The 21,282-nt window shown below is 65.7% G+C and carries 22 protein-coding genes; 19 read left to right on the top strand and 3 right to left on the bottom strand.

The window, feature by feature from the left end; translation table 11 throughout:
- Positions 1-83: 83 nt before the first annotated feature.
- From ACREB7_RS06275 to ACREB7_RS06260, 4 genes are read left to right on the top strand one after another with little or no spacing between them, the layout of a single operon-like run.
- The gene (locus ACREB7_RS06275) at positions 84-1,712 is read left to right on the top strand and encodes a thiamine pyrophosphate-binding protein (protein ID WP_431591432.1); all 1,629 of its coding nucleotides are present in this window, start codon (positions 84-86) and stop codon (positions 1,710-1,712) included.
- Positions 1,709-3,151, top strand: a complete 1,443-nt coding sequence (locus ACREB7_RS06270) for an aldehyde dehydrogenase family protein (RefSeq protein WP_431591431.1) — start codon at positions 1,709-1,711, stop codon at positions 3,149-3,151. Before ACREB7_RS06275 ends, ACREB7_RS06270 begins: the two co-directional genes overlap by 4 nt.
- Positions 3,141-4,394, top strand: coding sequence for a kynureninase (gene kynU / locus ACREB7_RS06265; protein WP_431591430.1), 1,254 nt, complete (start codon positions 3,141-3,143; stop codon positions 4,392-4,394). The genes ACREB7_RS06270 and kynU overlap by 11 nt, the downstream gene beginning before the upstream one ends.
- Positions 4,395-4,412: 18 nt before the next feature.
- On the top strand, positions 4,413-5,792 hold the full coding sequence (locus tag ACREB7_RS06260) for an amino acid permease (protein WP_431591429.1): 1,380 nt from the start codon (positions 4,413-4,415) through the stop codon (positions 5,790-5,792).
- Here ACREB7_RS06260 and ACREB7_RS06255 read toward each other — a convergent pair.
- The gene (locus ACREB7_RS06255; protein WP_431591428.1) at positions 5,789-6,736 is read right to left on the bottom strand and encodes a LysR family transcriptional regulator; all 948 of its coding nucleotides are present in this window, start codon (positions 6,734-6,736) and stop codon (positions 5,789-5,791) included. The two genes, ACREB7_RS06260 and ACREB7_RS06255, sit on opposite strands and share 4 nt — an antisense overlap.
- A 161-nt stretch (positions 6,737-6,897) precedes the next feature.
- Between ACREB7_RS06255 and ACREB7_RS06250 the strand changes: the two genes are divergently transcribed.
- The gene (locus tag ACREB7_RS06250; RefSeq protein ID WP_431591427.1) at positions 6,898-7,914 is read left to right on the top strand and encodes an amidohydrolase family protein; all 1,017 of its coding nucleotides are present in this window, start codon (positions 6,898-6,900) and stop codon (positions 7,912-7,914) included.
- 76 nt (positions 7,915-7,990) lie between these two features.
- On the opposite strand, the gene ACREB7_RS06245 is transcribed toward ACREB7_RS06250, so the two are convergent.
- Positions 7,991-8,437, bottom strand: coding sequence for a VOC family protein (locus ACREB7_RS06245; RefSeq protein WP_431591426.1), 447 nt, complete (start codon positions 8,435-8,437; stop codon positions 7,991-7,993).
- Between the two features lie 28 nt (positions 8,438-8,465).
- The gene (locus ACREB7_RS06240; RefSeq protein ID WP_431591425.1) at positions 8,466-9,269 is read right to left on the bottom strand and encodes an aspartate dehydrogenase; all 804 of its coding nucleotides are present in this window, start codon (positions 9,267-9,269) and stop codon (positions 8,466-8,468) included.
- Positions 9,270-9,455: 186 nt separating this feature from the next.
- On the opposite strand from ACREB7_RS06240, the gene ACREB7_RS06235 reads away from it, so the two are divergent.
- The 14 genes from ACREB7_RS06235 (at position 9,456) to dmpG (ending at position 21,249) form a co-directional block, all read left to right on the top strand.
- Complete coding sequence (locus ACREB7_RS06235) at positions 9,456-10,283, top strand: sulfite exporter TauE/SafE family protein (protein WP_431591424.1); 828 nt, start codon at positions 9,456-9,458, stop codon at positions 10,281-10,283.
- 166 nt (positions 10,284-10,449) lie between these two features.
- Positions 10,450-11,364, top strand: a complete 915-nt coding sequence (locus ACREB7_RS06230) for a fumarylacetoacetate hydrolase family protein (protein WP_431591423.1) — start codon at positions 10,450-10,452, stop codon at positions 11,362-11,364.
- A gap of 3 nt (positions 11,365-11,367) precedes the next feature.
- Complete coding sequence (locus ACREB7_RS06225; RefSeq protein WP_431591422.1) at positions 11,368-12,408, top strand: ABC transporter substrate-binding protein; 1,041 nt, start codon at positions 11,368-11,370, stop codon at positions 12,406-12,408.
- Positions 12,405-12,962: a VOC family protein gene (locus ACREB7_RS06220; RefSeq protein ID WP_431591421.1), complete on the top strand. Its 558-nt coding sequence runs from the start codon at positions 12,405-12,407 to the stop codon at positions 12,960-12,962. The genes ACREB7_RS06225 and ACREB7_RS06220 overlap by 4 nt, the downstream gene beginning before the upstream one ends.
- The gene (locus tag ACREB7_RS06215) at positions 12,959-13,711 is read left to right on the top strand and encodes an ABC transporter permease (RefSeq protein ID WP_431591420.1); all 753 of its coding nucleotides are present in this window, start codon (positions 12,959-12,961) and stop codon (positions 13,709-13,711) included. Before ACREB7_RS06220 ends, ACREB7_RS06215 begins: the two co-directional genes overlap by 4 nt.
- Entirely contained in the window at positions 13,708-14,457 is a 750-nt protein-coding gene (locus ACREB7_RS06210) for an ABC transporter ATP-binding protein (RefSeq protein WP_431591419.1), read from the top strand. Before ACREB7_RS06215 ends, ACREB7_RS06210 begins: the two co-directional genes overlap by 4 nt.
- On the top strand, positions 14,457-15,284 hold the full coding sequence (locus tag ACREB7_RS06205; protein WP_431591418.1) for an alpha/beta fold hydrolase: 828 nt from the start codon (positions 14,457-14,459) through the stop codon (positions 15,282-15,284). The genes ACREB7_RS06210 and ACREB7_RS06205 overlap by 1 nt, the downstream gene beginning before the upstream one ends.
- The gene (locus ACREB7_RS06200) at positions 15,281-16,759 is read left to right on the top strand and encodes a 2-hydroxymuconic semialdehyde dehydrogenase (protein WP_431591417.1); all 1,479 of its coding nucleotides are present in this window, start codon (positions 15,281-15,283) and stop codon (positions 16,757-16,759) included. The genes ACREB7_RS06205 and ACREB7_RS06200 overlap by 4 nt, the downstream gene beginning before the upstream one ends.
- Positions 16,760-16,768: 9 nt before the next feature.
- Positions 16,769-17,548, top strand: coding sequence for a 2-keto-4-pentenoate hydratase (locus tag ACREB7_RS06195; RefSeq protein WP_431591416.1), 780 nt, complete (start codon positions 16,769-16,771; stop codon positions 17,546-17,548).
- Complete coding sequence (locus ACREB7_RS06190) at positions 17,545-17,976, top strand: RidA family protein (protein ID WP_431591415.1); 432 nt, start codon at positions 17,545-17,547, stop codon at positions 17,974-17,976. Before ACREB7_RS06195 ends, ACREB7_RS06190 begins: the two co-directional genes overlap by 4 nt.
- A gap of 4 nt (positions 17,977-17,980) precedes the next feature.
- Positions 17,981-18,502 (top strand): 3-hydroxyanthranilate 3,4-dioxygenase, encoded by a 522-nt coding sequence (locus ACREB7_RS06185; RefSeq protein ID WP_431591414.1) that lies wholly within the window; start codon positions 17,981-17,983, stop codon positions 18,500-18,502.
- Positions 18,502-19,281: a 2-keto-4-pentenoate hydratase gene (locus ACREB7_RS06180; RefSeq protein ID WP_431591413.1), complete on the top strand. Its 780-nt coding sequence runs from the start codon at positions 18,502-18,504 to the stop codon at positions 19,279-19,281. Before ACREB7_RS06185 ends, ACREB7_RS06180 begins: the two co-directional genes overlap by 1 nt.
- Positions 19,282-19,285: 4 nt before the next feature.
- On the top strand, positions 19,286-20,227 hold the full coding sequence (locus ACREB7_RS06175; RefSeq protein ID WP_431591412.1) for an acetaldehyde dehydrogenase (acetylating): 942 nt from the start codon (positions 19,286-19,288) through the stop codon (positions 20,225-20,227).
- The gene (gene dmpG / locus ACREB7_RS06170) at positions 20,224-21,249 is read left to right on the top strand and encodes a 4-hydroxy-2-oxovalerate aldolase (protein WP_431591411.1); all 1,026 of its coding nucleotides are present in this window, start codon (positions 20,224-20,226) and stop codon (positions 21,247-21,249) included. Before ACREB7_RS06175 ends, dmpG begins: the two co-directional genes overlap by 4 nt.
- Positions 21,250-21,282: the final 33 nt, after the last annotated feature.

The raw sequence follows: 21,282 nt of genomic DNA, 5'->3' as shown, positions 1-21,282 counted from the left end.
GGACGGTCTTTCGGTATTATTTGTTTATGACGGAGACGCCTAGGCCGGTGGGCAGAGGACGGCTCTCGCATGAAGGATCGCGCATGAAATCGACCAATGTTGCCCGCAACGTCGTGGGGGCGCTCCGCGACATGGGCGTGCGCCACGTCTTCGGCGTGCCGAGCGGCGGCTGGGTCGATTATATGGAGGCGATCCGCACCACCGATGGCATCGACTTCGTGCTCGCGAGCCACGAGGGCGGCGCGGCATTCATGGCCGACATTTGCGGGCGGCTGACCGGGGTTCCCGGTGTCTGCTTCGGTACCTTCGGACCCGGTGCGACCAACCTCGCAACGGGCGTCGGCGGCGCGACGCTCGACCGCTCGCCGATGATCGCGCTGACTGACGAAATGCCCGCGGCGCTGCGCGGCCGCACGGTGCAGATGGCGATCGACCATCAGGCGCTGTTCGCGCCGCTGACCAAGGCGACGACGCGGATCGAGGCTGACAGTGTGGTTGCGACGCTCGCCGACGCGGCGCGTATCGCGCTGTCGGGGCGTCCCGGCGCGGTGCATGTCGGGCTGCCGCAGGGCATGAGCGCGGAGGCGGTCGAGGTCGCGACGATCGGCGCGATCGCAGCCGATCCCGTGCCCGCTCCGGCGCCCGCCGACATCGATGCGCTCGCCCAGGCCTTCGTGGCGGCCGAAAAGCCCGTGCTCGCAATCGGCCTCGGCGCGGTCCGTGCCGGAGTACAGGATCGCGTCGTTGCACTCGCCGAGCGCTTCGGCCTGCCGGTGCTGCTCACCCCGATGGCCAAGGGCATGGTCGCTGAAGATCACCCCAATTATGCCGGCGTGCTCTTTCACGCGTTGTCCGACATGGTCGGGAAGACGCATGCCGAGGCCGATCTGGTCGTCGCGGTCGGCTATGACCCGATCGAGTTCAATTACGAAAGCTGGATGAAGGACGGGCTCGCGCTCGCCAGCATCGACATCGCGCCCGCGGATATCGACCGCGCCAAGCATCCGGTCGCCGCCGACGTCGTCGGGGCGATCCCTCCCTCGCTCGATGCCCTGCTCGCGCTGCCCGCGGCGACGAAGGGCTGGGACCTCGCCGCGCTCGCCGGGCGCAAGGCGGTGATGTTCGGGAAGCTGGCCGGGCGTGACGGAGCGTTCGGACCCTGTGCGGCGCTCGACGTGCTCCGCGACGTTCTGCCCGACAACGGCATCATGGCCTGTGACGTGGGGGCGCATACGCATCTGATCGGCCAGCATTGGCGGACGCCGGAGCCCGGCACGCAGATCATGACCAACGGCTGGTCGGCGATGGGGTTCGGGCTTCCCGCCGCGATCGCCGCCAAACTCTGCCGCCCCGACACGCCCGTGTGCTGCGTGCTCGGCGACGGCGGTTTCCTGATGACCGTCGGCGAGCTTGCGACTGCGGTGCGCGAAAAGCTGCCGCTGGTGATCGTCGTCTTCACCGACAACGACCTCGCGCTGATCCGCATCAAGCAGGAAAGGAAGCAGAATCCGATCTATGGCACGCCGGTGCGTGCCGAAGGGACGATCGGCGGCCCGTCACTGTTCGGCGTGCCGGTGACGGTCGCGCGCGATCCGGCCGAATTCCGCACCGCGCTTGAGGCGGGATTCGCTGCGGACGGTCCGGTGATCGTCGAGGCGCTGCTCGATAGCCGCGAATATGACGAACTGGTGCTGCGCAAGGACAAGCCATGATGCACGTCGCATTCGACGCCGGCCGGTCGCTGCTGATCGGCGGCCGCTGGGAAGCGGCGGAGGCGACGATGCCGGTGATCAACCCCTGGTCGGGTGAGGCGCTCGGCGCGGTCGCTTGTGCCGATGCGGGTCACGTCGAGCGCGCGGTGGCGAGTGCAAAGCGCGGAGCCGAGGCGATGCGCGCGCTGCCCACCGGCGAACGATCGCGCATCCTTCACAAGACGGCGACGGCACTTGAAACCGATGGCGAGCGCTTTGCCGCCACGATCACTGCGGAGATTGGCAAGCCGATCCGTGCGGCACGGCGCGAGGTTGCACGCGCGGTCAACACGCTGCGCCTCTCGGCCGAAGAAGCGGTGCGGCTCGCGGGCGAGACGATCGCCTTCGACAGCTTTCCGGGTGGCGAGGCGCGCTCGGGATATTATGTCTATGAGCCCGTCGGCGTGATCGCGGCGATCACGCCGTTCAACGACCCGCTCAACCTCGTCTGTCACAAGCTCGGTCCCGCTTTCGCCGCGGGCAATGCGGTGGTGCTGAAGCCCGCCGAGCAGGCGCCGCTCGTCGCGATCATGCTCGCACGTTTGCTGCTATCGGCGGGATTGCCGGAGGAGGCGCTTTGTCTTCTGACGGGGCGCGGCAGCCATTTCGGCGATGCGCTGACGGGGCATGCCGGCGTCGCGATGGTCAGCTTTACCGGCGGCGCGCGCGTTGGCGAAGCGATCTGCCGCGCGGCGGGGATCAAGCGGCTGGCGATGGAGCTTGGCGGCAACGGCCCGGTCATCGTGATGGATGATGCCAATATCGAAAAGGCGGCCTTGGCATGCGCTGCGGGCGCCTTTGGCGCGGCCGGGCAGAATTGCATCGGGGTCCAGCGCATTTATGTCCACGACGCGGTTTTTGAGGCGTTTCAGGGCGCGCTCCTTGCGGCACTCGCCGCGCTGCGCGTCGGTGACCCGATGGACAGCGAAACCGACATCGGCCCGATGATCGGCGGCGCTGAGGCGGAGCGCATGATCGCCTGGACCGTCGAGGCGGTATCGCGCGGTGCAACGCTGCTCGCCGGCGGCGAGCGCGCTGGGACGCTCGTGCGGCCGACCTTGCTCGCGAATGTTCCGGACGATGCAAGCATTGCCTGCCACGAGGCGTTCGGGCCAGTCGTGAGCCTGTTCCGTTTCACCGACCTCGATGCGGCGATCGACGCCGCCAATCGCGCCGACTACGCGATCCACGCCGCGCTGTTTTCCGAATCGCTTCGCACGGTACGCTACGCGGCGGGCCGGCTGCGCGCCGCCGGGGTGATGGTCAATGATTCGACCGACTACCGCCTCGACGCCATGCCGTTCGGCGGCGCGGGGCGGGGGAATATGGGGCGCGAGGGTGCGCGCTATGCCGCGCGCGAAATGTCGCAGACGAAGGTAATATGTTTCCATGACGCTTGATGCCGCCAACCTGAACCGGGTCGCCTGCGAGGCGATGGATGCCGCCGACCCGCTCGCGCCTCTGCGCGCGCATTTCGATCTGCCGGACGGGATGATCTATCTCGACGGCAATTCGCTCGGCGCGATGCCAAAGGATGCCGCCGCCCGCGCGCATCAGGTCGTGACGCGCGAATGGGGCACCGACCTCATCAAGAGCTGGAACAGCGCGGGCTGGTTCGATCTGCCGGTGCGGCTCGGCGACAAGCTCGCGCCGCTGATCGGCGCCGCACCGGGCGAGGCCGTGATCTGCGATTCGACGAGCCAGAATCTGTTCAAGGTTCTCTCGGCGGCGGTCGCGCTACGTCCCGACCGCAGCGTGCTGATCCTCGAAGGCAGCAATTTCCCGACGAACAACTATATCGCACAGGGTGTCGCGGCGGCGACCGGCGGACGCGTCAAGGTCCGGCTTTGCGAAAAGGACGAGATCGCGGATGCGATCGACGAAGACACGATCGCGCTCGCCATCACCCACGTCCATTACAAGACCGGCCATATCCACGATATGGCGGCGATCACCGCGCGCGCGCAGGCAGCCGGGGCGCTCGCCATCTGGGACCTTTGCCACAGCGCGGGGGCGATGCCCGTCGACCTGAATGGCGCGGGCGCCGATTTTGCGGTTGGCTGCACCTATAAATATCTGAACGGCGGGCCCGGCTCGCCCGCCTTTCTGTTCGCGGCGAAGCGGCATCAGGGGCAGGTGCTCCAGCCGGTCACCGGCTGGTGGGGGCATGCCGCGCCCTTCGCCTTTGAGCCCGTATACCGGCCGCAGCACGACATCCGCCAGTTCCTCATCGGCACCCAGCCGATCGTGTCGATGGCGCTCGTCGAGGTCGGGCTCGACATCCATCTCGCCGTCGACATCGATGCGATCCGTGCAAAATCGATGGCGCTCACCGATCTCTTCATCCGTCTCGTCGAGGCGCGCTGCGCGGGGCATGGCTTCACGCTCGCCTCGCCGCGCGATGCGGCGGCGCGCGGCAGCCAGGTGTCGTTCGCGCATGCTGACGGCTATCCGATCATGCGCGCGTTGATCGCTGCCGGCGTGATCGGCGATTTCCGCGCGCCTGACACGGTGCGCTTCGGCTTCACCCCGCTCTATGTCGGCTCTGTCGATGTGTGGGATGCGGTCGATCGGCTCGTGGCGATCATGGACGGTGACATCTGGAAACAGCCCGAATATCAGGCGCGCGACGCCGTCACCTGACGGCCGCAAGGGGGACCAATGGACGAACAGGCCTATCTCGACCGTGAGGCGGGGCTCGAACGCGGGCTGACCAAGGCGCAGATCATCATGATCGGCCTCGGCGGCGCGATCGGCACCGGCCTGTTCATGGGGTCGGGCATCGCGATCGGCTATGCCGGGCCCGGCGTGCTCGTCAGCTATCTGATCGCCGCGCTGATCGCGGTGATCATGGTGTTCAGCCTGTCCGAAATGGCGGTTGTCCACCCGACTGCGGGTTCGTTCGGCACCTATGCCGAAATCTATCTCGGCCCGCTGATGGGATTCGTCGTCCGCTACACTTACTGGATCCAGCAGATGCTGCTGATCGGCAGCGAGGCGGTCGCGGTCGGCATCTATATGAGCTGGTGGTTCCCCGGCATGCCTGTGTGGATGTGGGCGCTCGGCAGCGCGGTGACCGTCGTCTGGGTCAACACGCGCGCGGTGCATAATTTCGGATCGGTCGAATATTGGCTGACCGTGATCAAAGTGTCGGCGATCGTTGGGTTCATCATTGTCGGTTTAAGCCGTATTTTCGGTATCGTCGGCGATCCGGTCGGCCTCCACAACGTCACCGGATTGCCAGGCGGCTTCCTGCCCAACGGTTTTTCGGGCGTATGGCTCGCGGTGCTGATGGCGCTCTTCTCGTTCATGGGGCTCGAATTCGTGGTCGGCACGGCCAGCGAGGCGAAGGATCCGAAAACCGCGATCCCCGCAGCGCTGCGCACGATGGCGGGGCGCCTGTTCCTGTTCTACATCCTCGCGCTCTTCATCATCATTGCCTTCCTTCCCTGGACCGAGTCGGGTGCGAAAGTCGTCACCGAAAGCCCGTTCGTGAAGATGTTTGCGAGTGCGGGCATTCCCTATGCGGCGGGGATTATGAACTTCGTTGTCGCCTCGGCGGCGCTGTCGGCGATGAACACCAGCATCTACTTGGGCTCGCGCATGCTCTTCTCGCTCGCGCGCGGCGGCTATGCGCCGCGCCGGTTCGGTGAACTCAATGCGCAACATGTGCCGATGCGCGCGACCCTCGTTACCGGCATCGGCATCCTCGCCGCCGCCTCGCTGTCGATCCTGACCCCCTACGCCTATAATTATCTCTTCGGTATCGTGCTGTTCGGCGGGCTGCTCGTGTGGAGCGCGATCCTCGTCAGCCACCTGCGTTTCCGCCGCAAGCATCGCGCGGTCGACCTGCCGGTGCGCATGCCGTTCTTCCCCTATGCCCAAATCCTGGGACTCGTGCTGCTCGCGGCGATCACGGTGACGATGGCGATCCACGCCGACTGGCAGGTCGCGGTGTTCGCCGGCGGCCCCTGGCTGGTTGCGATCGTGATCGCCTATTTCGTCTGGCGCCGCGTGTCGCCGGGTTCGGCGAGAGCTTAATCCTGCTCCAATTCGCTGCGGATCTCCGCGGCGACCTCGTGGACGACGCTCATGAAATAGGCGGCGGCGGCCGACAGCTCGACATTCGCATGCGTCGTCGCGCCGATCCGCGACCCTGCGCCCTCGAGCGTCACCGGGAGCGCGACGAGGCCCGCCTGGCTGAGCCCGACCTGATGCGGCATCGCGGCGAGCATGTCGGTGCTCATCAGCAGCGCATGGTTGGTCAGGATCGACACCGATTCGATCACGTCGAGCGGCGGTTCCAGATCCTCGTGGCGAAAGGCCTGATCGATCTGCCGGCGGAGCGACGTCTGCGTCGGCGGCATCACCCACGCTTGCTCGACGAGGTCGGCGAGCGTCAGCGACGACCGATCGGTCAGCGGATGCCCGTCGCGCACCATGATCGACACCGTGTCGAGGTAGAGTACCTCCTGCCTCAGCCCCTCCCGCTCGCGATATTCGGGCAGGCGGCCGAGCACCACGTCGATATCGCCCGTGCGCAGCCCCGGCATCAACCGGTCGATCGTGCCTTCGTCCACGGTCACTGCGATCCCCGGGCGGCGTTCGCGCAGCCGCGCGAGCGCGCGCGGCAACAGCGATGTCGACGCGGCGAGCAGGGTGCCGACATGGACGCGTCCGGACAGCCCTTCCTCCAGCGATTGCAATTCTTCGCCGGCATGACGGAGCTGGGTCAGGATCAGCTTGGCATGTTTGATCATCACCCGGCCGAAATCGGTCGGCGTCACCCCGCGTGACGAGCGGTCGAACAGTTGGACGCCCAGCGCATCCTCGAGTTCCTTGATGCTCTTTGTTGCCGCCGGCTGGGCGATGTTCAGCGCCTGCGATCCCTTGAGCACCGTGCCTTCGTCGGCGATCGCGGTGAGCAGGCGAAGCTGGCGCAGCTTCAACCGGCTGAGCAGGAAATTCTCGTGAAATTTTGGCATGATGCATCTCCCGCCCCGTTTCGAACGGTTATAGCCATTTTGTAATAGCGATGGCAAGTCTCGGGATTATTGTTGATAGCTGACCCTCGTTACTCAACCTCATGGCCCGCGCGCATCGGCGACCGGCGGGCGAGTGACGAGACAGGGGTTCGGCGACAATCATGACTGACAATGGCACGAAACAGGTGGCCGTGATCGACATGCACAGCCATTTCTTCCCCGCGATGGACGACGCCTATCGTACGCGCGCAGAGGCCGAGGGGCTTCCCTGGTTGCGCGATGCCGGATGTGGCCGGGGCTTCATCATGCAGGGCGCGAAGGAGTTTCGCCCGGTCGACGATATTCTCTGGGATCCCGCGCGGCGCGTCGAGGCGCTCGACGAGCAGGGGATCGATCTGCAGATCATCTGCGCAACGCCGATCATGTTCGGTTACAGCCGTCCGGCGGAGCAGGCGCTCGAATGCGCGCAGCGCTTCAACGATGCGGCGCTCGAATTTTGCGGCCATGCGCCCGAGCGGATGAAGGCGCTTGCACAGGTGCCGTTGCAGGATATCGACCTGTCGTGCCGCGAGGTCAGCCGCGCGATGGAGGCTGGTCATCTCGGCGTCCAGATCGGCAACCATATGGGGCTGCGCAATCTCGACGACGAAGGGATCTTGACCTTTCTCACCCACTGCGCCGAAGTCGGCGCGGCGGTACTCGTCCACCCGTGGGACATGATGGCGCGCGAACGCATGCCCAAATATATGCTCCCCTGGCTCGTCGCGATGCCGGCCGAGACGCAACTCTCGATCCTCTCGCTGATCCTGTCGGGGGCGTTCGACCGCCTACCCAGGAACCTGCGCATCTGTTTCGGCCACGGCGGCGGCAGCTTCGCCTTCCTGCTCGGCCGCGTCGAAAATGCGTGGAAATATCGCGATATCGTAAGGGTCGACTGCCCCAATCCGCCCTCGACCTATGTCGACCGTTTCTTCGTCGATTCGGCGGTGTTCGATCCACGCGCGCTCAGCCTGCTGATCGACGTGATGGGCGAGGATCGCATCCTGCTCGGCTCGGACCACCCCTTTCCGCTCGGGGAGCAGGACATCGGCGCGCTCGTGCGTGAGCATGATGGCCTGTCGAGGGCGCAAAAGGCGAAGATTCTCAGCGGAAATTCGCGGACCTTCCTCAACCTCTGATCACGTATCAGGGATAATCAAGAAAAGACCGCCGGAGCGATGCTCCGGCGGTCTTTTCTGGTCCGTTGATGCCAGATCAGGCCGCCGGCGGCATGCCTTTGAAGCTGTCGGTGCCGGCCCAGCCACGTTCGGACACGTCGATCATCACATTCTCGGGTCCCGCCATCTTGTATTCGGCGTTATCCTTTGCGGGATTCTTGCCCAGCCCCTGCGCCAGGTTGACGTCGTGGCGCGGTGCATAGCCCGAGTTTTCGAAGCGCTCGACGACCGCGTTGATGTCGTCGCACTGAAAGCCGATGTGGTGCAGCCCGGTATAGCCCTCGGGGAATTCCATCCCTGCGGCGGGACGGTTCTTGAAACAGAGCAGCGCGATATTGATGTGGCCGTCGGTCACATAATAACCGCGCGCGTTGCGGCTATCGATCTTGCCGGCGACGGTCCAGCCGAGGACGTCGGTGAAAAAGCCGACCGAATTGTCGGGGTCGGCGGAAGCGATCGCCACATGGCGCAGGCGGGTGGTCATAAGTCGGGCCTTTCTGGTTGCGGGAAAATCAGGTGCCGATGCGGATCGGGCTGACGAGGTCGTTCAGCGCCGCGATGATGCTCTGCGCGGTGATCCGGCCGGTGCCGGGATTCTCGACCGTTGGGATGTTCTCGATCGCGAGCTCGAAGCGCGCGCTGTCGGAATCGACGACGATGCGGTGGGTATTGCGTTCGAGCGCCGGGTCGGCCCAGATTTCGAGCTGCGTCCGCGCCGGGCCGATACCCGCCATGCCGAGCGCGGCGGCGACATTGACGTTGGCAGGAAAGGCGATCGCGCCTTCGAGGGCGCTGCCCTCGAAGATCTTGAGCGGTTCGGTCAGGCCGGTGAGGTCGATGTTGTTGCGCACGACATGCTCGGCCTTGACCAGCGACTTCACCGGCTTGCGGGTCGTCATCGTCACCGAATGGATCGTGCCGACCGCGGCGGCGCGCACGGCATCGAGCCCGAGCAGCGCGCCGGTGGCGAGGACGATGCGCCCGCCATGCGCGCGCGCGATTTCGGTCGCCTCGGGCCATTGCATCAATGCTGCGCCGCTGACCGTGATGAGCGCCTTGCCCGCACCGAGCGTCGCGGTGGCGATGTCGCGGAACGCCGCAGTTGGCGCGCTGTCGACGACGACGTCGGACAGGGCGACGAGTTCGGCGGTGTCGACGATCGGCACCGGTCGTCGCAAGGCCGTCATTGCGGCTGTGGCGCGCCCGCGGTCGCCCGCGGACACGGCGGCCAGCGTGAGCGGCAATCCGCTTGCTTCGATATGGCGCGCGACGACGCGGCCGATGGTGCCGAAACCGGCGATGCCTACTTGTGTCATGCCGACCGCGCTACGGCGTTCGTCATATATAGGATAATATCGTTTACCGGGTTTTGTATCTAGAAATCGATATAGAAGCCAGGTTGAACCAGATATATATTTTTGATTATATAAGTCCTATGTTTCTATCTTTGACGACATATGTCGCGCGTTCCACAAGGAAGGGAGAACCTTGGGGAGAGGCCGATGCCGGACGTGCTGAACGGAGATATGCTGACGCTTGCGGCGATGATGCTGTTGACCGGCGCTGCGGGCGGCGTGATCGCCGGCATGCTCGGCGTCGGCGGCGGCATTGTGATCGTGCCGGTGCTCGACCTTGTTCTGTCGGCGCTCGGCGTCGAGGCCGACGTGCGGATGCACGTGACCGTCGCCACCTCGCTGGCGACGATCATCCCCACCGCCATCTCCTCGTCGCGTGCGCATGAAGCGAAGGGGGCGGTCGATCATGCGCAGCTCCGCCGCTGGGGCGTCGCGATTTTCCTGGGCGCGATCGCCGGGGTGATCCTGGCGAGCCGGGTATCGGGCGACGTGCTGTCGGCGGTGTTCGGGGGCGTCGCGCTGCTCGTCGCGATCAAGATGCTGCTGCCGCTCGAAGGCAAGCATATTGCCGAGGCCATCCCTGGCGGCGCGGCGGGGCAAGTGATCCCCTTTTCGATCGGCGGCATTTCCAGCATGATGGGGATCGGCGGCGGCACGCTCAGCGTCCCGGTGATGACGCTCTTCAACTTTCCGATCCATCGTGCGGTTGGCACTGCGGCGCTGTTCGGGCTTTTGATCAGCGCGCCTGCGACCGTCGCCTTCATCGTCGCCGGCTGGAATGTCGAAGACCTGCCGCCGGGCAGCCTTGGCTATGTCAATCTGATCGGCTTCACCATCATCGCGCCCGTGTCTTACCTCACCGCGCCGTGGGGCGCACGGATCGCGCATGCGCTGTCGAAGCGCAAGCTCAGCCTGATGTTCGGCCTGTTCCTGACCGTCGTCGCGGTTCGGATGCTGATCCGGGCGTTCGGGTGAGATCATGCCCGGTGCCCGCACGACCCGCTCCTATAAGAAAATCGGCCCGCCTTATGCGCAACGCATATTGGATCGCCGCGCCGCGCTTACGCAGATCGGAGGCGCCTTGGCGCTCGGCTGTGCCGCGCCGGCGCTCGCCCGTTCCACCGGAAAGAAAGATCGACGCATGACCTGGTTTGCACTTGCCACCCGCGCCACCCCCGAAGGCCCGCGCCCGACGATCCAGGTGGGCGATGCCTTCCACGACCTATACGACGCCGCTGCGGCGCTCGGCCATGCGGCTGTTGTCGGTGACGTCAGCGCGATCATCCGCGACTGGGATGCACGGCGCGAAGGGCTGTTCTCCCTTGCGCGCGGACTGGGGAACGCATCGGGCGCGATCGTCGCGCCAAAGCTCATGGCGCCGTTCGAGCCGCGCCGCATCTTCGGCGCCGCCTCGAACTTCATCGAACATGCCGAGGAAATGCAGACCAAGCTCGCGGCAAAGGCCGACAGCGAACCCTATATCTTCCTCAAGACCATCGAAAGCGTCGTCGGCCCCGGTGACGCCGTTGTCGTGCCGCCGCAGGTGTCGCGTCCCGACTGGGAAGTCGAGTTGGGCGTGGTCCTCGGCAAGCCGGGCAAGAATGTCGCGGTGGATACGGCGCAGGACCTGATCGCGGGCTATACCGTCGTCAACGACGTGTCGGCGCGCGACCGCACGCGGCGAACCGACTTTCCCTTCTCGCACGACTGGTTCCGCGGCAAGAGCTTCGACAGCTTCACGCCGTTGGGTCCGGTCTTTGTGCCGCGCGACTGCCTTGGCGATCCGCACGACATCCGCCTGGGGCTGAAGGTCAATGGCGAGGCGATGCAGGACGGCAACACGTCCGAGATGATCTTCAACATCTACGAACAGATCGCCTATCTCTCGACGATCCTCGAACTCAAGGCGGGCGACCTGATCGCGTCGGGCACTCCCGCCGGGGTCGGCATGGGCCGCGGCATATTCCTGAAGGACGGCGACGTTATGTCGGCCTGGGTCGAGGGAGTCGGCAACCTTGTGAACCCCGTCTCTGCGCCGCACCTGCCGAGGGGCTGAGCGATGGTCGCCTTTCATCGCCGCTCGCTTGCCGTCCCGTTGCTGGTGGTGGCGGCGATCGCCGCGCTCACCTTGTGGAGCGCGTTTGGTGGCAATGCACCGCGCGCTGTGCAGGCCGAGAATGCCCGCACCGTGCGGTTCAACATGGCGTGGCTGCCGCAGGGCAGCATGGCCGGCATCTTCGTCGCGATCGACAAGGGCTATTTTGCCGATGCCGGTATCGATGTCGAACCGGTGCGCGGTTTCGGCGGGATGCGTACCGCGAACGAACTCGATCAAGGCATGTTCGAATTTGCCTATATCGACCCGCTGTCGGTCGCGCTCAACCGCTCGAAGGGCGGCAAGGTGCGGATGATCGGCGGCATCAACATGCGGCTTCCCGCCGGTGCTTGCTTCGTCAAAGAGCGCCACCGGGTCGAAAAGCCCGCCGATCTAGCAGGGCTGCGTTTCGGCGCCGGGCAAAGCTCGATGATCCAGGCTTTGCTCCCGGCCTGGCTCAAGGCCAATGGCGTCGACCCCGCGCGCGTCGAGCAGATCCAGCTCGACCCCGCGATCGTCGTCTCGTCGCTCGTCGAGGGACGGATCGACGCCGCCGAATGCTGGCTCGGCAATTCGCTCGCTCTGTTCGACAAGGCAGCAAAGGCAAAGGGCGTGACGATCGGGCGCATCGGCTACGCCGATTTCGGGCTCGACGTTTACGGCAGCGGTTTCGCGACGCAGGACGCGCTGATCGAGAAGGACCCCGAACTGGTGCGCGGTTTTCTGAAAGCCGCCTATCGCGGCTATGCCGACGCCGCGCGCGACCCGAAGGCGGCGCTCGCGATCATCCGCAAGGCCTATCCCTTGCTCGACGAAGCGGTGACCGAGCGCCAGATCCGCGAGACCGCGGCACTGATGGTGGCCGAGGGCGGATCGCATCGCCTGAAACCCGAAAAGGTCGAGCGCACCGTCACCTATCTGCAGGCGAGCGGTCAGCTCCAGGGTTTCGACCAGGCCCCGCAGCTCTTTACCAACGCCTTTGTTCCGATGGGGAATCAGCCATGACCGATCCCGCTGCCTACCGTCCACGCCCGACGCGGCTCGGCCACCTCGTGCTCAAGGTGCGCGACATCGACCGCAGCCTTGCCTTCTACACCGAGGTGGTCGGGCTCACGGTGTCCGACTGGATCGACCATCATATGGTCTTCCTGCGCGCGGGTGAGGACCATCACGACCTCGCGCTGCTCCAGCTTCCGCCGGGACACAGCGCGATCCCCGAGGGTCATTATCCCGCGGTCGAGCATTTCTCCTACCGCCTCGAAACGATCGGCGAGATGGAGAAGGTCGCGGCGATGCTCGTCGCGCGCGGTATCCCCATCGACCGCGGCATCGGCAAGCACGGGCCGGGGGCGAACAGCTTTCTCGTCTTTCGCGACCCCGACGGCAATAATGTCGAATTCTACACCGACATGACGCAGATCACCGCCGAGCATCCCTATGAGCCCTCGGTGTGGGACGGGAAGGACCTCGACACCTTCGATCGCTGGCATCTCGACCGCTTCCTCGTGCCGCCACCGGCGCGCATTCAGGCGCTGCTGGAAAAGGACGGTGATGCATGAGCAGCTTGTTCAATCGCGACACCGCGATCAGCGCGGGCTTCTTTCTGGCTCTGGGACTTGCATGGGAATATGGCGTCCGCTGGTCGGGGGTGCAGTCCTATTTGCTGCCGCCACCGAGCGCGATCCTCGACGAACTGTGGCAATCGCGCGGACCGATCCTGTCGCAGAGCCTCGTCACGTTGACCGAGGTTTTCTGGGGCTTCATCATTGCCGTGGCGCTCGGCGTGCCGATTGCCGCGCTGATCTATTTCTCGCGCACCGCGAAGCGCACCGTCTATCCGCTCTTCGTCGCGCTGCAGAGCATTCCGAAGATCGGGCTTGCGCCGTTGATCGTCGTCTGGTGCGGCTATGGGCTGGCGTCGAAGCTGATCATGGCGTTCCTCTTCGCCTTCTTCCCGATCATCATCGCGACGCTCGGCGGGCTCGCGAGCACACCCGCGCATCTCGAGGAGCATTTTCGCGCGCTGCGGGCGACGCCGATGCAGAGCTTCTGGCGCCTCCGCGTCCCCGCCGCGCTGCCGAGCTTCCTCGACGGCTGCAAAGTCGCGATGCCGCTCGCGGTGATCGGCGCGGTGGTCGGCGAGTTCGTCGGGTCGAACGACGGGCTTGGCAACCTGATCCTGACCGCATCGGGATCGGGACACACGACGCTGACCTTCGCGGCGCTGATCGCGGTGACTTTGCTGTCACTCCTTCTCTTTTACGGCGTGGCCTATTGGGAGCGCTTCATCTGGTGGCGCGCGGCATGAAATCGGTGATCTCTCTTTCCGGCGCGGGCAAGCGGTTCGACGGCCGCCAGGTCTTGCAAGATATCAGTGCCGAAGTCGGCGCGGCGGAGTTCGTTTCGATCCTCGGCCCCTCGGGTTGCGGGAAAAGCACGCTCCTGCGCCTGATCGCGGGGCTCGTTCCCTTCGAACAGGGACATGTCCGCTTTGGCGGTGCCGATGTGACCGCACCTTCGCCGGAGATGGGCTTTGTCTTCCAGACGTCGAACCTGCTGCCGTGGCTCAATGTGCGCGACAATCTGCTGCTCGGGGTCGACCTTGACCCGCAGACGCAGCGGCCCGACGAAGCGGCGATTGCCGCGCTCGTCGAAACGCTCGGCCTGACGGGTTTCGAGGCGAGCTATCCCAGCCAGCTTTCAGGCGGGATGCGCCACCGTGTCGCGATCGGGCAGGCGCTGGCGCGTGGGCCGCAGGTGCTGTTGATGGACGAACCCTTCGGGGCGCTCGACGCGCTGACCCGCGACCGGCTCAACATGGAATTGCTGCGCATCTGGCAGCGCGACCGCAAGACCGTGCTGCTCGTCACGCACAGCATATCGGAGGCGGTGCTGCTGTCCGACCGCGTGCTCGTGATGTCCGAGCGGCCGGGGACGATTATCGAGGATGTCCGCATCGACCTGCCGCGCCCGCGCGATCCCAGCACGACGCGCGAGGATCCGGCGTTCGGCGATTATGTCGTGCGGCTGAGCAAATTGATGGGAGTATCGTGATGGAAAGCGGAGTGCTGGCGACCGCAGGTGCCGAAATCTATTGGCAGGCGCATGGAGAAGGGCCCGCCGTCGTGCTCGCGCATGGCATCGGCGGCAACCATGCGATATGGTATCGGCAAATTGATGCGCTGTCGCGTTCGAACCGCGTGATCAGCTTCGACCATCGCGGCTTCGGCCTGTCGCGTGACCTCGACGGGCGCGGACGCGATGCCTTCGTCGACGATCTGACCGCGTTGCTGGACCATCTCGGCGAAACGAAGGTCGCGCTCGTCGGCCAATCGATGGGGGCGGGCACCTGCATCGGTTTCGCGCACCGCGCGCCCGACCGCGTTGCCGCGCTCGCGATCTGCGACAGCCTGCACGGGATCATCGAAAGTGCGGAAGTGAAAGCGATCATGGACGCGGCGCGTGCGAAGACGGCGACGCTCGGTCAGATCGAACGCGTCCTCGGCGCCGGCGCACCGTCCGAACTCGGCGCGCTCTATCGCCAGATCGCAAGCTTCAACGCCGCCGACCGTCACAGCCTGACCGGCAGCTTCGAGGCGCGCGCCGCCGCCGATCTTGGCGGCAAGGGTTTCCCGATCCTCTTTCTCAGCGGAGTCGAGGACATCATCTTCCCGATCGAGGCGGTGCGGTTGGTGCAGGCCGAGGTGCCGGGCTCCTTCCTCGTCGAGATCAATGACGCGGGCCATTCGGCCTTCCTCGAAGCGCCGGTGCAGTTCAACGACACCATCCTGTCGCTGCTCCAGATGGCGGGGCATGTCGGCAAGGCGGGTGCGGCGCACAGTAATGCCGCCGGCTATGTCCGTGTCGGGGGTGCGGCATGACCGGCACTGCCTATCCGTTCGCCGACCGTCCGGTCCTGAATTATGTGGACGGCGCTTTCGTCGAAGGCGAGCGCTGGTTCGACAATGTGAACCCCGTCGATGGGAGCGTCGCGGGGCGTGTGTCGCAGGCGAGCCGCGACCTTGTCGATCGTGCCGTCGTCGCGGGGCGTGCTGCGCTCAAGGGGCCGTGGGGCAAGATGTCGCAGGCCGAGCGTTGCAAGCTGCTCGTCCGTATCGCCGAGGGGATCGAGGCGCGCTTCGACGAATTCGCCGCCGCCGAGATCGCCGATACCGGCAAGTCGCTGCATCAGGCGCGGACGATCGACATTCCGCGCGGTGCCGCCAATTTCCGTGCCTTCGCCGCGATCGCCGAAGCGCGCGCGATGCCGAGTTTTCGCACCGACCTTCCCGATGGGCGTAGCGCGATCAACTATGCGATCGCGCGGCCCTTGGGCGTCGTCGCGATTGTCTCGCCATGGAACCTGCCGCTGCTCTTGATGACGTGGAAGGTCGCACCCGCGCTTGCGTGCGGCAATGTCGTAGTGGTGAAGCCGAGTGAGGAAACCCCCTCGACCGCGACTTTGCTCGCCGAGGTCATGGACGCGGCGGGCGTACCGCCGGGGGTTTTCAACCTCGTCCATGGTTTCGGCGCCGATTCCACCGGTGAATGGCTGACCGCTAACCCCGACATCGACGCGATCACCTTCACCGGCGAGTCCGCGACCGGCGGTGCGATCATGCGCGTCGCGGCGGCGGGGGTGAAACCCGTGTCGTTCGAACTCGGCGGCAAGAATGCCGCGCTCGTCTTTGCCGACTGTGATTTCGACGAGGCGATTGCGGGGACCGTGCGCTCGGTCTTTTCGAACTGCGGGCAGGTGTGCCTGTGCACCGAGCGCATTTATGTCGAGCGGCCGATCTTCGACCGTTTCGTTGCCGCGCTCGCAGAACGGGCGAAGGCGCTCACTGTCGGTGATCCCTGGTCGGGCGCCGACATAGGGCCGCTGATCTCGCACGGGCACCGCGAGAAGGTGCTCTCCTATTATGCGCTCGCACGCGACGAGGGCGCGACGGTCGTCACCGGCGGCGGGGTGCCTGACCTCGACGGCGCGCTCGCAGGCGGGGCGTTCGTTCAGCCGACGATCCTCACCGGGCTCGGGCAGGATGCGCGCTGCGTGCGCGAGGAGATTTTCGGCCCCGTCTGCCACATCGCGCCCTTCGACAGCGACGAGGAAGCGGTCGAGCTTGCCAACGACACCGACTATGGTCTCGCCGCCGCGATATGGACGCGCGACGTCGGTCGCGCGCACCGCGTCGCGGCGCAGATGGAAACCGGCATCGTCTGGGTCAACGAATGGTTCCTGCGCGACCTGCGCACACCCTTTGGCGGCATGAAGCTGTCGGGCATCGGGCGCGAGGGCGGCGAACATTCGCTGGGCTTCTATTCCGAACCGACCAATATCTGCGTGAAGCTGTAAGAGGATCATATGGCCGACATTGCCGCCATCGCCGCAAGGCTCGACACTGCCGCCAGCGAGGCAAAAGCGATCCCACAAATCACCGGCGAGGCGGGCGATTTGCCGCTTGCCGACGCCTATGAAATCCAGCGCGCCGCGATCGATCACCGGCTCGCGCGCGGTGCGGCGCTCGTCGGCGTCAAGATGGGCTTCACCAGCGAGGCCAAGATGGTTCAGATGGGGCTCAAGGACCAGATCTGGGGCCGGCTGACCTCCGACATGGTCGTCACCAACGGCGGTGCGATCGACCGCGCGCGCTTCATCCATCCGCGCGTCGAGCCCGAGGTGGCGGTGCGGCTGAAGGCGCCGCTGGCGGGCGAGGTGACGCGCGAGGAAGCGCTTGCCGCGGTCGATGCGGTCGCCGCGGCACTCGAGATCATCGACAGCCGCTACGAAAATTTCCGCTTCGCGCTCGGCGACGTGATCGCCGACAATGCGTCTTCTTCGGCCTTTGTCGTTGGTCCCTGGCTTGCCGCCGAAACCGATGTATCGGATGTGTCGATGACGATGCGCGTCGACGATGCGGTCGCCGAGACGGGGAGCAGCGCGGCGATCCTCGGCGATCCGATCCGTTCGCTTGTCGCCGCGGCGCGGCTCGCGGGCGCGGCGGGGCTGGTGCTTCAGCCGGGCTGGACGGTGATGCTCGGCGGTGCGACCGCTGCGGCAGCGATCGGCGATGCGCGCACCGTGTCGCTCGACGCGGGGCATCTCGGCCGCGTCGGCTTCACGATTGCAGGAGGCGTGGCATGAGCAAGGGCGAGGGCAGGGTGATCCCGGGTAAGGCACGCCCGCGCGGCCGCTTTCCGCACTATCGCTGCGCGGGTGATTTCGTTTTCGTCTCGGGCACCAGCTCGCGACGCGCCGACAACAGCTTCGCGGGCGCCACGGCCGACGAATATGGCACCGTCAGCCTCGACATCACCGAGCAGACGCGCGCGGTGATCGAGAATATCGGTGCGATCCTTGCTGACGCGGGCGGCTCGCTTGCCGATGTCGTCGACGTGACGAGCTTCCTCGTCAACATGAACGACTTCGGCGGTTATAACGCTGTCTACGCCGAATATTTCGACGAAGCGGGCCCCGCGCGGACGACCGTCGCGGTCCACCAGCTTCCGCACCCGCATCTGCTGATCGAGATCAAGGCGACCGCCTTCATCCCGCGTGGCTCGAAAGGATGAAACCATGCTGACCTATGGACTGCCCTTCAATTTCCGCGAATGGATCGAGGCGCACCGCGACGTCCTGAAACCCCCGGTCGGCAACACGCAAATCTGGGAGGATGCGGATTTTATCGTCACCGTCGTCGGCGGCCCCAACCAGCGCACCGACTATCATGTCGATCCGCTCGAGGAGTTTTTCTACCAGATCGAGGGCGACATGAACCTGCGGCTGTGGACCGACGAGGGGCCGAAGGACATGCCGATCCGCGAGGGCGACATCTTCCTGTTGCCGCCGCGCGTGCCGCATTCGCCACAGCGCCCGGTCGCGGGCAGCGTCGGCCTTGTCATTGAACGCAAGCGGCCCGACGGCGTGATCGACGCCTTCCAATGGTATTGCGACGATTGCGGCCATATCGTCCACCGCGTCGAGGTCCAGCTCCAGAGCATCGTGCGCGACCTGCCGCCGTTGTTCGAGGCCTTTTACGCCAGAGAGGATCTGCGCACTTGCGGCCATTGCGGCACCGTCCATCCGGGCAAAGCATGATGACCGTGACCCACGAAGCCGTCGCGCGCCGTCTGCGCGATGCGTATGCGGGGGGCGCGGTCGCGCCGCTCCGCGATGCGCTCGACCCGACCGACGCCGAAGGCGCCTATGCGGTTCAGACGATCAACACGCGTTTCTGGGAAGCCCAGGGCCGCTGCATCGTCGGCCGCAAGGCGGGGCTGACCGCGAAGGCGGTGCAGCAGCAGCTCGGCGTCGACCAGCCCGATTTCGGCGTGCTGTTTGACGATATGCGGGTGGCCGACGGCGGGCGGCTCGATCCGGCGCGGGCGATCCAGCCGAAGGCGGAGGCGGAGATCGCCTTCATCCTAGGCAGCGACCTTCCCGATGCCGACACGACCGCCGAACAGGTCGCGACGGCGGTTGCCAGCGTCCATGCCGCGATCGAAATCGTCGACAGCCGCATTGCGGACTGGAAGATCAGCTTCGCCGATACGGTGGCCGATAATGGCTCGTCGGCCTTCTTCGTGCTGGCCGATGGAGGGCTGCCGCTCGCGGGGCTCGACCTCGAAGGCGCGGCGATGGAGATGCATGTGAACGGCGCGGTCGCCTCGACGGGCGTCGGCGCGGCGGCGCTCGGCAATCCGCTCAACGCCGCGGCGTGGCTCGCACGGACGCTTGCCGAGCGCGGCGAGCCGCTGAAGGCGGGCGATATCCTGCTTGCAGGGGCGCTCGGACCGATGGTCGCGCTGACGCCCGGCGATCATGTCGAGGCGCGCATTGCCGGCATCGGCGCCTGCAGCTTCACCTGTCAGGACTAAGACGATGGCAAAAACCAAGGTGGCGATTATCGGGTCGGGCAACATCGGCACCGACCTGATGATCAAGATCATACGCCTGTCGGACGTGCTGGAGATGGGCGCCTTCGTCGGGATCGATCCCGACAGCGACGGGCTGAAGCGCGCCGAACGGCTCGGCGTGCCGATCACTGCCGATGGGCTCGATGGCCTGATCGCTATGCCGGGCTTTGCGGATATCGCGATCGTCTTCGACGCGACCTCGGCGGGCGCGCACCAGCGGCATAGCGAAGTGCTGATCGGTTATGGCAAGCGCGTCGTCGACCTGACCCCGGCGGCGATCGGCCCCTACACGATCCCGCCGGTCAACGGCGACGCGCATCTCGATGCCGGTAACGTCAATATGGTGACCTGCGGCGGGCAGGCGACGATCCCGATCGTCGCTGCGGTGAACCGCGTCGCCAAGGTGCATTATGGCGAGATCGTCGCCTCGATCGCCTCGAAGAGCGCCGGCCCCGGCACGCGGGCGAACATCGACGAGTTTACCGAGACGACGAGCCAGGCGATCGTTGATGTCGGCGGCGCAACGCGCGGCAAGGCGATCATCATTCTCAACCCCGCCGAACCGCCGCTGATCATGCGCGACACCGTCTATTGCCTCTGCGACGACGGCGACCGCGCCGCGATCGCGCAGAGCGTCGAGGATATGGTCGCCGAGGTGCAGAGCTATGTCCCCGGCTACCGGCTCAAGCAGGCGGTGCAGTTCGAGAGCATCGGCGGCAACGCCCCGCTGCATATCCCCGAAATGGGCGGTAGCTTCACTGGGCTCAAGGTCAGCGTCTTCCTCGAGGTCGAGGGGGCGGCGCATTATCTGCCAGCCTATGCCGGCAATCTCGACATCATGACCTCGGCGGCGCTCAAGACCGCCGAGAAGATCGCGCTGCGCATGAAACAGGAGATGGCCGCATGAGCTTCGACCCTGCCACGAGCAAGCTCTATATCCAGGACGTCACGCTGCGCGACGGCATGCACGCGATCCGTCACCAATATGGCCTCGACCATGTGAAGGCGATCGCGCGCGCGCTCGACAAGGCGAAGGTCGACGCGATCGAGGTCGCGCACGGCGACGGCCTCCAGGGATCGAGCTTCAACTATGGGTTCGGCGCTCATACCGACTGGGACTGGATCGGTGCGGTCGCCGAGGTGCTCGAGCATAGCGTGCTGACGACGCTGCTGCTCCCCGGCATCGGCACCATCCATGATCTCCGCCACGCCTATGAGATGGGGGTGCGTTCGGTGCGCATCGCCACGCATTGCACCGAGGCCGATGTCTCCAAACAGCATATCGAGTTCGCGCGGGGTATCGGCATGGATGTCTCAGGCTTCCTGATGATGAGCCATATGTCCGAGCCCGACGCGCTCGCAGGTCAGGCGAAGCTGATGGAGGAATATGGCGCGCACTGCGTCTATGTCACCGACAGCGGCGGCGCGCTGACGATGGATCAATATGCCGCGCGGCTGCAGGCCTATGACCGGGTGCTGAAGCCCGAGACGCAGCGCGGCGTCCATGCGCATCACAATCTCAGCCTCGGCGTCGCGAACAGCATCGTCGCGGTGCAGAACGGCGCGGTCCGCGTTGACGCGAGTCTCGCGGGAATGGGGGCGGGCGCGGGCAATGCCCCGCTCGAAGTCTTTATCGCCGCGGCGGACGTCCACGGCTGGAACCATGGTTGCGATCTGTTCGCGCTGATGGACGCCGCCGAGGAGTTGGTGCGGCCGCTGCAGGACCGCCCGGTACGCGTCGACCGCGAGACGCTGACGCTCGGCTATGCCGGGGTCTACTCCAGCTTCCTGCGGCATGCCGAAAAGGCAGCGGCCGACCACGGCCTCGACACGCGCGCCATTCTCGTCGAACTCGGCCGTCGCAAGATGGTCGGCGGGCAGGAAGACATGATCGTCGATGTCGCGCTCGATCTGGTCGCGCCAGGCTGATCAAATGTCCGGTTGCTCCGGTTGCTCCGGTTG

The sequence above is a fragment of the Sphingopyxis sp. genome, assembly GCF_050725615.1.
Lineage (GTDB): Bacteria > Pseudomonadota > Alphaproteobacteria > Sphingomonadales > Sphingomonadaceae > Sphingopyxis.
Note: the sequence above shows the minus strand (reverse complement) of the source record. Positions and strands in the feature narration are given on the sequence as shown.